The 12,070-nt window shown below is 34.7% G+C and carries 12 protein-coding genes; 7 read left to right on the forward strand and 5 right to left on the reverse strand.

Features of this window, described 5'->3' with window-relative positions; genetic code table 11:
- Positions 1–4 precede the first annotated feature (4 nt).
- The 3 genes from HB672_RS11570 to HB672_RS11580 are packed head-to-tail and all read right to left on the reverse strand — an operon-like array spanning position 5 to position 3,361.
- Entirely contained in the window at positions 5–1,732 is a 1,728-nt protein-coding gene (locus HB672_RS11570; RefSeq protein WP_167770190.1) for a sodium:solute symporter family protein, read from the reverse strand.
- Positions 1,725–1,982 carry a DUF4212 domain-containing protein gene (locus HB672_RS11575; protein ID WP_167769694.1) on the reverse strand — a complete coding sequence of 86 codons (258 nt, stop codon included), beginning with the start codon at positions 1,980–1,982 and terminating at the stop codon, positions 1,725–1,727. Before HB672_RS11575 ends, HB672_RS11570 begins: the two co-directional genes overlap by 8 nt.
- Complete coding sequence (locus tag HB672_RS11580) at positions 1,979–3,361, reverse strand: alanine/glycine:cation symporter family protein (protein ID WP_167769695.1); 1,383 nt, start codon at positions 3,359–3,361, stop codon at positions 1,979–1,981. Before HB672_RS11580 ends, HB672_RS11575 begins: the two co-directional genes overlap by 4 nt.
- Before the next feature lie 167 nt (positions 3,362–3,528).
- On the opposite strand from HB672_RS11580, the gene HB672_RS11585 reads away from it, so the two are divergent.
- The 7 genes from HB672_RS11585 (at position 3,529) to HB672_RS11615 (ending at position 10,065) form a co-directional block, all read left to right on the forward strand.
- Positions 3,529–4,827 carry a M24 family metallopeptidase gene (locus HB672_RS11585; protein WP_167769696.1) on the forward strand — a complete coding sequence of 433 codons (1,299 nt, stop codon included), beginning with the start codon at positions 3,529–3,531 and terminating at the stop codon, positions 4,825–4,827.
- Between the two features lie 40 nt (positions 4,828–4,867).
- A complete protein-coding gene (locus HB672_RS11590) occupies positions 4,868–5,659 on the forward strand; it encodes a type II CAAX endopeptidase family protein (protein WP_167769697.1) in 792 nt (263 codons plus the stop codon).
- 13 nt (positions 5,660–5,672) lie between these two features.
- Positions 5,673–6,791: a diaminopropionate ammonia-lyase gene (locus HB672_RS11595; RefSeq protein WP_167769698.1), complete on the forward strand. Its 1,119-nt coding sequence runs from the start codon at positions 5,673–5,675 to the stop codon at positions 6,789–6,791.
- Positions 6,792–6,807: 16 nt separating this feature from the next.
- Positions 6,808–7,653, forward strand: coding sequence for a hypothetical protein (locus HB672_RS11600; RefSeq protein WP_167769699.1), 846 nt, complete (start codon positions 6,808–6,810; stop codon positions 7,651–7,653).
- A gap of 49 nt (positions 7,654–7,702) precedes the next feature.
- Complete coding sequence (locus HB672_RS11605) at positions 7,703–8,071, forward strand: TfoX/Sxy family protein (RefSeq protein WP_167769700.1); 369 nt, start codon at positions 7,703–7,705, stop codon at positions 8,069–8,071.
- Positions 8,072–8,214: 143 nt separating this feature from the next.
- Complete coding sequence (locus HB672_RS11610; protein WP_167769701.1) at positions 8,215–8,730, forward strand: DUF695 domain-containing protein; 516 nt, start codon at positions 8,215–8,217, stop codon at positions 8,728–8,730.
- A gap of 96 nt (positions 8,731–8,826) precedes the next feature.
- Positions 8,827–10,065 (forward strand): alpha/beta hydrolase-fold protein, encoded by a 1,239-nt coding sequence (locus tag HB672_RS11615; protein WP_167769702.1) that lies wholly within the window; start codon positions 8,827–8,829, stop codon positions 10,063–10,065.
- On the opposite strand, the gene HB672_RS11620 is transcribed toward HB672_RS11615, so the two are convergent.
- Together HB672_RS11620 and HB672_RS11625 are read right to left on the reverse strand one after the other, a co-directional pair.
- The gene (locus HB672_RS11620; protein ID WP_167769703.1) at positions 10,062–11,012 is read right to left on the reverse strand and encodes a phosphoribosylaminoimidazolesuccinocarboxamide synthase; all 951 of its coding nucleotides are present in this window, start codon (positions 11,010–11,012) and stop codon (positions 10,062–10,064) included. The two genes, HB672_RS11615 and HB672_RS11620, sit on opposite strands and share 4 nt — an antisense overlap.
- An 85-nt stretch (positions 11,013–11,097) precedes the next feature.
- Positions 11,098–12,051, reverse strand: coding sequence for a PhoH family protein (locus HB672_RS11625; RefSeq protein WP_167769704.1), 954 nt, complete (start codon positions 12,049–12,051; stop codon positions 11,098–11,100).
- Positions 12,052–12,070: the final 19 nt, after the last annotated feature.

The raw sequence follows: 12,070 nt of genomic DNA on the forward strand, positions 1-12,070 counted from the left end.
TTTATTAATGATTAGAAGCCTCTCCCGCTCCACTCGGAATTCTAATATTCTCCACAATCTCTTGAACGTCTTCAGGTGGTGCTTTCGTAAATTTCATGACAGTAATGGAAACTATAAAATTAATAACCATCGCCACTGCTCCAAAACCTTCAGGAGAAATACCAAACCACCATTCGCTTTTATTTGGAATAGTGTCATCTAGCCACCCAAATTTATATTTAACAATATAGTATAACATAATCCCTATACCAACCACCATACCAGCCACAGCGCCTTCTTTATTCATGCGCTTGTAGAAAATTCCCAACACGATTGCTGGAAAAAATGAGGCTGCCGCTAAGCCAAATGCCAAGGCGACGACCGCTGCTACAAAATCTGGTGGATTAATTCCAAAATATCCTGCCACACAAACTGCTCCTACTGCTGAGATACGAGCAGCGATTAATTCCCCTTTTTCAGAGATGTTTGGGTTATATACTTTCTTAATCACATCATGCGATACAGATGATGAAATGACTAATAACAATCCTGCTGCTGTAGATAATGCTGCGGCTAAACCACCAGCGGCTACCAGTGCAATAACCCAATTAGGTAAATTGGCAATTTCTGGATTTGCTAATACCATAATGTCCCTATCTACTACTAACTCATTTTGTGCTTCATCAGCGACATATTGAATCAGTCCATCGTTATTTTTATCTGTAAAGGTGATTAAACCTGTAGTTTCCCATTTTTTAAACCATTGTGGTACGTCACTATAAGGTTGATTAGAAACCGTTTCAATCATATTCGTTCTTGCAAACACTGCTACTGCTGGTGCTGTTGTGTATAGAACTGCAATTAAAAGCAATGCAATTCCTGCAGATTTACGAGCATCTCTAACTCGCTTAACCGTAAAAAACCTCACAATAACATGAGGTAATCCAGCGGTTCCTACCATTAATGCCAAAGTGATTGCAAAGACATCTATTAAAGATTTTGAGCCTTCGGTATACTCGGCAAAACCTAGTTCTGTACTTAGTCCATCTAACTTATCTAACAAATAGGTTCCTGAGCCATCAGCTAATTCTCCTCCAAAACCTAATTGAGGAACTGGATTTCCTGTCATTTGAATAGAAATAAAAATAGCAGGTACCATAAAAGCAAATATGAGCACGCAGTACTGAGCTACTTGAGTATAGGTGATCCCTTTCATTCCTCCTAAAACAGCATAAAAGAGTACGATTAACATTCCGATGATAACACCTGTATTAATGTCTACTTCAAGAAAACGAGAGAACACAATACCAACACCTCGCATTTGACCTGCAACATATGTAAACGACACTAAAAGCGCACAAATAACAGCCACAATTCTAGCAGTATCAGAATAATAGCGGTCTCCAATAAAATCAGGGACTGTAAACTTTCCGAACTTACGTAAATAAGGTGCTAACAATAAAGCTAATAATACGTAACCTCCTGTCCATCCCATTAAATACACAGCGCCATCGTAGCCTGCAAACGAGATAATTCCTGCCATACCAATAAATGATGCAGCACTCATCCAATCGGCTGCTGTAGCCATACCATTTGCCCAAGGAGACACACCTCCGCCAGCAACATAAAACTCTTTTGTAGAACTCGCTCTAGACCAGATAGCAATACCAATATAAATTGCGAACGTCACACCAACTAAAATGTACGTCCAGTTTTGAACACTTACGGCTTCGATTAATAATGTTTTATTCATCATAGCCATATTTTTTATCAAGCTTGTTCATTAAGCGAACATAAACGAATATGAGAATAACAAACACATAAATAGATCCCTGTTGAGCAAACCAAAATCCTAATTTAAAACCACCAACTCTAATACTATTAAGCGCATCTTTAAAAATGATTCCAGCACCATAAGACGCTAGAAACCATATCGTTAGTAAGATTAAAACATACCTAATGTTTTCTTTCCAGTAGGCTTTTGCTTTTTCCTGTGGTGTCATGCTTTGTTTTCTTTTAAACGTTGCCTATAAGCTCCTAGCTCTTTGACGACTTTTGGAGCTAATATGATAGTAGATAACATTGTTGGGATTGCCATAAGTGCAAATACACCATCAATTAAGTTTATCATAGCACTTAAAGACGTTGTGGCTCCCAGTATAATACTGACAATGTATATGTAATTGTAATAATGTTTTTTATCTGCGCCTATTAAAAAGGACATACATTTTGTGCCATAATAGGAATAGGAGAATAGTGATGAAATACTAAACACAGCGATACATATTAACAATAAATATTCACCAAACACAGGCATTGCCTCTCCAAAGGCCGAAGCTGTTAAACTCACGCCATTATTTGAGGTTGTTTCCCAAACACCAGTCACCAAAATAGCCAAAGCAGTAAGCGTACAAACTACCAACGTATCAATAGCTGGACCTAACATAGCCACTAATCCTTCACGAACAGGTTCGTCTGTTTTTGCCGCTCCGTGAGCCAATGGTGCTGTACCTAAACCAGCTTCATTTGAGAATGCTCCACGCTTTATTCCGTGCAAAATTAAAGCTCCCACGACACCTCCTAAAAACGTATCCTCTTTAGGGAAGTAATCTGCTGCAAAAGCATCCGTAAAAATCAAGCTTAAATACTGTGGTACTACATCAATGTTAACAGCTAAAATGATTAGTACAGACACAAAATATAATAAGACCATTGAAGGCACCATTTTGGCTGCCGTTTTACTAATGCGTCCTAAACCTCCAAGAATGACTATAGATGTAATACCAACTAATACTAATCCTATAATTAAATTGGAAGTGAAACCTACTTCAACACCATTAGGTGCTAATAAAATATCGTTGATGGCTTGTGTTAACTGATTGACATTAAACACTGGCAATGCGCCAATCATACAACAAAAAGCAAACATAATGGCTAATGGTTTCCAAGATTTACCCAAGCCTTCCATAATGAAGTACATTGGTCCACCTTGCAATTCTCCAGCACTATCCTTTCCTCTAAACATAATGGCTAGCGTCGATGTGAAAAACTTAGTAGACATCCCAACAACTGCGCTTATCCACATCCAAAATACTGCTCCTGGACCACCAATAGAAATAGCGACTGCAACACCAGCAACATTTCCCATACCAATGGTCGAGGATAAGGCTGTAGTCAATGCTTGAAAATGACTTATTTGTCCTGGGTCGTTAGGGTCGTCGTACTTACCTCGTAGTACCTGAATAGCATGTCCTAGCATTAAAAAAGGTGCAAATTTTGAACGTATAAGTAAGTATAAACCACCTCCAATAAGTAGTATTAACAAAGGTAATCCCCAAACTGCGCCAGAAAAAGCTTCAGTTATTTGGTTTAGTTTTTCCATGAAAATTTAGTTAGTTGAAGTTATAAATGTAAGAAAGATGATTGAAACAACTAACAATGTTAATAATTTCTTCTTTCAAGATTATATATAGCATTGACCAATACACTATTAAACCATAACTTAGCTTTGAATAATAATTGAAATACAATCCAATAATACCAGCCAATATGAAAACTATTCTTTATTCTCTTATTTTCCTTTTTAGCATTAATACATTTAGTCAAGAATCTCACCGTAGATGGCGAAAAATGAACCAAGTAAGAAACGACAAATTCGATTTGGTTTTGCCTGAAGCCATGAGAGAAAATAATATAGATATGTGGATTGTGACCAATAGAGAAGGAAATTTTGACCCTTTATATGTCGATATGGGAGAAGGTTATGTTGGTTCTACAGGCTATTACATATTTACAGATAAAGGCGGTGACAGAATAGAAAGAGCTGTTCTTGGAATTAGCGGCTACCTTCTGGAAGGAAGTGGTGCTTTTGATTATTTTGGTTCTCAAACGGAGCTTAAAGCATTTGTTGAAGCTCGTAATCCGAAAAGAATTGGACTTAATATTTCTAAAAACTATGGAGGCGCTGATGGACTTAGCCACTCAAGTTATCTAGAGCTTTCTGAAATTCTTGGAAAAAAATATCAAAACCGATTTGTATCGGCTGAAAAATTAGTTTCTGATTTTAGGTCTCGTCGTGTAGCTAGTGAAATAGCTATTTATGGTGAAGCTGGAGAACTGTCTTACACTATTGCCGAACGTGCATTTTCTAATGAAGTAATCACGCCTGGAGTCACAACCCTCGAAGATGTGGCTTGGTGGATGAAAGAGCAACAATTTAAAAATAATTTGGGCTCGTCTTTTGGGATGCCTTCAGTTTATATTACTGGTCCTGATGGTGTAGAAGCAACGTCTTCTGATAGAATTATTCAACGAGGCGATGTACTTATGATTGATTGGGGAGTCGGTCTTATGAACATGTACACAGATATGAAACGTATAGCATATGTGCTTAAAGAAGGTGAAACTCGTGTTCCAGAAGGTATTCAAAACGCTTTTGATCAAGGTGTGAAAGTGAGAGATATCATAAAGAAAACTATAAAAGCTGGAGTCACTGCCAAAGAAGCAGAAAACAATGTATATGAAGCCTTAACAAACGCTGGTTTTAACAAAATGGAAGCCTTTAATAAATTTACTAATCTTGATAAAACCGATGTTATTATTGGTTGTCACTCTGTTGGAAATTGGGGACATGGCATTGGCCCATCAATTGCATTTTTCAATCCTGTTAGGTTAGGATATGAACTTAAACCAAGTAATCTAATTTCTATTGAATTATTTGCTTACACGAAAATCCCAGAATGGGGAGGTAAAAAGTTAAGAGTTCCTCTAGAAGATGATGCTGTGATAACTGAAAGAGGCATAGAATGGTTATACCCTGTTAACCCACGAATACTAGTTATCAAATAAAGATATTTAAATACTTATAAGTAGAGCTAACTTTATAGATATGAAAGTAGGTAAAACAGCAAAGACAATAATTATAATTATCATTTGCTTCTCAATGTATCTTTACTTTCGTGACTATTTTAAAGCAATTAAAACTTGGCTAGACCCAATCACTAACTTTGGCTTATTGAGCTATTTTTTAACCTATGTAATTCTAGGAATTCCACTTTTTATTGGAACCTATCTTATTAACTTTAATAAAAACATTTGGAAAGATTTAGGGTTAAGTCTTAACATAATCAAACCTTTTGTTTACGCCTTGTTATTCGCAATACCTATGTTACTAGGAGGTATTATTTTCTTTGATTTTAACGCTGATATTAATACTCAAAATATTTTAGCAGGAAGTATTGTCATTGGATTTATAGAAGAATTGTTTTTTAGAGGCTTCCTTTTTGGTCAACTCTTTAAAAACACAAAGCTTGGTTTTATTCCAGCCATATTTTTTGGAGCTTTGGTTTTTGCCATGGGGCACCTTTACCAAAGTCAAGATATTTTTGAGTTGTTTGGCATATTTACAGTAACTTTTATGGGAGCTGTCTTGTTTGCTTGGTTATATGTAGAATGGAATTATAATTTATGGATTCCAATATTTCTACACGCATTAATGAATTTATCATGGAATCTATTTGCCATGGACGAAACTGCTCTTGGAGGCTTACTACCAAATATTCTTAGAGGATTAACCATTACTTTAGCGATAGGTTTTACTATCATTTATAAGCGGAAACGTAATATGGACATGGCTATTACTAAAAACACACTATTCACTTCTTTGAGTATATCAAAATGATATTTTAACTAACATGAGTAAAATTTATTACCAAAACATACCAAACAATAGTATTAGCAATAGTTTTACCAATAACATATTGAAAGCTCACAACGCAACTAAATTTCATGAATCTTTAAAAGGCTATAAGGCAACACCACTAATTCACTTGCCTAACTTATCTAAAAAACACAATGTTGGAACTATTTATGTTAAAGACGAATCATACAGATTTGGTCTTAACGCATTTAAAGTTTTAGGAGCTTCGTATGCCATTAAACAATGTTTAGAAAAAAATCCATCCATCGAAACGGTTTGTACAGCTACCGATGGAAATCATGGACGTGCTGTCGCTTGGGCTGCAAAAAAGTTTAAAAAAAATGCTGTGGTTTTTGTTCCAAGGGACACAACTCTTAAGCGTATAAATGTCATAGAACAGGAAGGTGCTAAAGTCATTCAGGTTGATGGTAATTATGATGACGCTTGCCTAGAAGCAGAAAATGCAAGCAATACCAATAATTGGACATTAATTCAAGATACTGCTTGGGAAGGTTACGAAGAAATTCCTGCAATGATAATGGCAGGATATTTAACCTTATTTAAGGAACTTGAAAATAGTATTCACACGGCTTCAAAACCAAAAATAGATATCGTGTTTTTACAAGCAGGTGTAGGAAGTATGGCTGCTTCAGGCATTTATTATTACCTAAACAAATATGGTGCTAACAAACCAAAAATAGTGATTGTAGAACCTCAAGAAGCCGATGGTATTTTACTATCGTTTTTTAACAACAAAATTTCCACATCAAAAGGGAATAGCAGTACCATCATGGCAGGATTAAATTGTGGAACACCTTCTTTAGGAGCGTGGAGTTTATTAAAAAATGGTGCAGACGTTTCCATAAAAATCAGTGATGATTATACTAAAAAAGCTATGCGAGAACTATATTATCCTACCGCAGATGATAAAAGAATTATTTCGGGTGAATCTGGTGCTAGTGGCTTCGCTGGATTTCTAGCCATTATGAATGATGCTAATTTTAAAACAGTCAAAAAATCCCTTGGTATTAATACCAATAGTAATATTTTATTTATAAGTACCGAAGGAGATACCGATAAACAAGTATTTGTAGACATAATAAGCAACAACTAAATAGAGACAAAAGCTTATGGCATACGACGAATATTCAACAGACAGTATAAGAAGTCTATTTAAAACAAAAAAAACTAGCATTCTTTATTTCTTGACCGCTTTAATTGTATTATACGCATGTGTTGAGAAAGAGACAGCCTCTAATATTTTACAAAAGACCATTCATTCAATAGATACAATTGAAACGATTTACTATAAGCAAGACATGTCGAGGTCAAATCCTCAAAATATTAATGATACAATCTTTCGGTTTCGAGAAATGTATTTTAAAAGATTGATAAAAGATTCCATTGTAGGTGTAAAAGGTCACTGGTACATGTATGTAAACGATAAGGAAAATGTAATTTATGAAGATATCTACGATGGTAATAAATTAATAAGAAAAAACAACCGAGATAGCATTGCAAGAGTTTACGATTTAGTCAAATTTCCTGATTTCAAAAAAAGCCATTTCTGGAGCCATAATACACTTTATGGGATGCAATATGAGTTCAAGTATATTCTAGATAATATGGATTCATACTCAATTAAGCGATTAAATGATACTATTATTGACGGTAAGGACAACTATCAAATTATCGTGAGTTTAGAAAACAAAATGACAATGCCTGGATTCGCAACTAAACTTGAAAATGACGAAGGTAGTATTTCGGAAACTCTATATGTCATTGCTAAGAAGACCTACTATCCCAAAAGAATAAAAGGGTTAAGCTATTGTATAAACAATCCTGAACAAAAAATATTTATTGACCAAAAATATTACGATATTGAATTCAATCTTACAATTGATGATCGCGTTCAGTTTAATACAACAAACCAATCAATAAAAGAGTTTAAAAAAATTGAAATGAAACCTGACTAGTTTTAAAGCAAATAGAACTGATAACATAAGACGAAGCAACAACTTAGTAATGGCATACGACGAATATTTAGCTGACAGAATAAGACAATCTCTAAAAGAAAAGCGAACTATCTTTACCGAACTTAAAATGATGGGAGGCTTATGCTTTAAAGTAGATAACAAAATGCTTTGTGGTATTCATATCGATAAAAAATATGGCGATAGCCTACTTATGGCTAGAATTGGTGAAGACGCTTATAAAACAGCTATTAAAAACGAGCATTGCTTACCAATGGACTTTACAGGTCGTCCAATGCGAGGTTATATTTTTGTGACTCCAGAAGGATTTGATAACGAAAACGATTTATCGCACTACCTAGACTTATGCTTAGCATTTAACCCATTGGCTAAAGCAAGTAAGTCTAAAAAGAAAAAGTAATGCGTATACGTAATTATACGTATTGATTTTATCATTTTAAAAGGCTAACTTCGTTTACTTGTGCTGAACTTGCTTCAGTAACAGTCGATAAACATCAATTAAAACTGAATTTATCTTAACATTGGCAACAAGCAAAAAAAACAATGAAACATAAAGTTTTAATACTGACAATGGGAATTCTTACATCACTTTTTGGGCACGGACAAAATAAAAACTCTGAATCTGACAAAATCTTTCCCGAAGAGAAATTTTCGATTTTGGAAGCAACTCTGACAAATGGAAATCCAGTAGTTGGTTCATTTAATATGTCATATAAAGATTATGACAAGAAATCGAAATTCCCTTGGTGTTTAAGTATTTCTATTGGACTCAAACTGGAAAATTGTAAAGAAAACGGACTTCCAGAATCGGAAGAAATATCAACAGCCAATCGATTTGAAAATGAACTACTTGAAAAAATAAAAGGAATAACAACTGCTCATTACGTTGGACATTTATTTAATGACACTTTTCTGGATGTTTACATATATCTTGATGACCCTGAAAAAGTTCATCAATGGCTTCAAACTCAAATAAACAAAGAAGGATTAATTAGAGGTTTTGGATATGAAATTAATCAAGACCCTAAATGGGAAACAGTAAGAAATTATCTGAATTGAAAACTAAAATGATAAATCCAGTTTCCATCAATGTATAAAAATAATGCTTAAGTTCATTCATTAATCGTAAGTTCGTGCACTTTAAACCATCACTTTATGAAAAATTCTATTCTTGTTCTTCTGCTCTTTGTATTATCAATTAATTTTTCAATCAATGCTCAAGATGATGTTAGTATAGGAAAAATTGAAACTATTGAATCAAAAATTTTAGGCGAAAGTCGAAAAATAATGATTTATACACCAAATGATATGTCTAATCCTGCAAATTTTAATAAAAAATATCCAGTAGTTTATTTATTAGATGGAGATGCGCATTTTACTTCGGTTGTAGGTATGATAGAACAATTCAGTCAAATAAATGGAAATACCATTACACCCGAAATGATTGTCGTTGCCATACCAAATACAAATAGAAATAGAGACCTTACTCCAACAAAATCGCAACCACAACCACCCATGGCACCAAAAGCCTTAACAGATCAATCTGGAGGAGGGAAAAACTTTGTGAGTTTTATGGAAAAGGAGTTATTTCCATATATTGAAACCAACTATCCTACTGTGCCATATCGCATGTTTATTGGCCATTCTTTTGGTGGATTATTAGTTTTGGACACGCTTTTGGACAAACCTGAGCTTTTTAATAGTTATATTGCTATTGATCCTTCTATGTGGTGGGATAACACCTTACTTTTAAATACCATTAAAACTACAGATTTCAATGATGCCAAATACAATAAAAAAGCACTTTACTTAGGTATTGCAAATACTTTGCAAGAAGGTTTGGATATAGATACAACTCGTGACATAAAAGGACCTATGACTGCTCATATAAACTCCATATTAGATACTAGAGATGCATTTAATAAAATTAATAATAATGGTTTTTTATTTGCATCTAAATTTTATGAGAATGATAATCATGGTTCTGCACCATTAATGACTACTTATGATGGTCTCAGGTTTATTTTTGACTTTTATCAATTTGAAGTCAGTTTTGCAGATGTTATGGCTGAAAATACAGACATTGTTGATAGAATGAAAGCTCATTACAGTAATGTTACTAAAACTCTAGGCTACGAAAACAAACCAGATGAAGCTATGATTAATGGCATGGGCTATCAACTCATGGAAATGGGGAAAATCGATTTAGCAGGTGAGTTTTTTAAAATGAATGTAGATTACTATCCAAAAAGTTCAAATGTATATGATTCCCTTGGAGATTATTATTTAGCCAACGAGGATAAAGCTAAAGCTAAAGCCAACTTTGAGAAAGCATTATCTATAAATGAAAATCCTGAATCACGAAAAAAACTAGAGAAATTAAAATTGGATTAACTATTTAAATATCCTAATACATTTTTCTCAATACGCTCTTGAATATTGCTCACATCAGCTTTTACAAAAGTGTCTCCAGTAATATTCTCGTAAAGCTCAATATAACGCTCCGAAACCGTTGTTATGTACTCGTCAGTCATTTCAGGGACGGTTTGCCCTTCTAATCCTTGAAAATTGTTAGCGATTAACCACTGACGCACAAACTCTTTTGAGAGTTGTTTTTGAGCCTCTCCTCTATTTTGACGTTCTTGGTATCCTTCGGCATAAAAATAACGTGATGAATCTGGTGTGTGGATTTCGTCAATCAACACAATTTTTCCGTCTTTCGTCTTTCCAAATTCGTATTTGGTATCAACTAAAATAAGTCCACGTGATGCTGCTATTTCCGAGCCTCTTTGGAATAGTTTTCTGGTATAATCTTCAAGAACTAAGTAGTCCGCCTCAGAGACAATGCCTTTAGCTAAAATATCTTCACGAGATATGTCTTCATCATGATCGCCTTGTTCTGCTTTGGTAGCAGGCGTAATAATTGGTTCAGGGAATTTATCATTTTCCTTCATGCCTTCTGGCATTGGCACACCACAAAGCATGCGTTTACCAGCTTTATATTCGCGAGCAGCATGCCCAGACATATAACCACGTATCACCATTTCTACTTTAAAGGGCTCACACAAATGTCCCACTGCTACATTTGGGTCTGGCGTTGCCACCAACCAATTTGGTACTAAATCTTCAGTTGCTTTCATCATTTTGGTAGCAATCTGATTTAGTATTTGACCTTTATACGGAATACCTTTCGGCATTACGACATCAAAAGCCGATAATCTATCGGTTGCAATCATTACCAACAAATCATCATTGATGTTATAAACTTCGCGAACTTTTCCTTTATAAACGCTTTTCTGGTTTGGGAAATTAAAATTGGTATCTGTGATGGTGTTGTTCATTTTTACAATTTAAAAGACACTTCGACTACGCTCAGTGTGACAACTAATTTTATTGTTGACTGCTACTGCATACTGCCAACTGATTCTATTCTCTATTTTCAATATTTTTATAAGCTGCAATGACCTTCTTAACTAATTTATGACGAATCACATCTTTATCATCTAAGAAAATAATACCTACACCTTCAACGTCTTTTAAAATTAATAGGGCTTCTTTTAAACCCGAAATAGTACGTCTTGGTAAATCTATTTGTCCAGGATCTCCAGTTAATAAAAACTTAGCGTTTTTCCCCATTCTGGTCAAGAACATTTTCATTTGTGCATGTGTGGTGTTTTGACCTTCGTCTAAAATCACAAAGGCATTATCTAGTGTACGACCACGCATAAATGCCAAAGGTGCTATTTGAATGATTCCTTTTTCTATATATCCATCCAATTTTTCATGCGGAATCATATCCCTTAAAGCATCATATAAGGGTTGCATATAAGGGTCCAGTTTTTCTTTTAAATCACCTGGAAGAAATCCTAAATTCTCACCTGCTTCAACAGCAGGACGTGTTAGTATAATACGCTTTACTTCTTTATTTTTTAAGGCTTTTACAGCTAAAGCAACGCCTGTATAAGTTTTTCCTGTTCCAGCAGGACCAATTGCAAAAACCATATCATTTTTACGCATGCTCTCCACCAGTTTACGTTGATTTGCTGTTTGTGCTTTAATGAGCTTTCCACCTACACCATGCACCAATACTTCGCCACTAGCCTCAGAAGTTGCATAATCATCACTTGTCAAGCTAGTTAAAACACGCTCAATAACGTTTTCGTCAAGCTTATTATATTTCCCAAAATGGGTTATAAGCATGGTTAACCGTCTATCAAATTCTTCAAGTAATTCTTCATCACCAAAAGCTTTTAATTTATTTCCTCGTGCAACAATTTTTAATTTTGGGAAGTATTTTTTTAGAAGTTCTATATTGGCGTTTTGGGCACCAAAAAACTCTTTTGGGCTTATCTCTTCAAGCTCGATAATTAGTTCATTCAAATGCTGAAAATTTTATAAG

The organism is Gaetbulibacter sp. S0825 (genome assembly GCF_011777505.1).
Classification (GTDB): domain Bacteria; phylum Bacteroidota; class Bacteroidia; order Flavobacteriales; family Flavobacteriaceae; genus Pontimicrobium.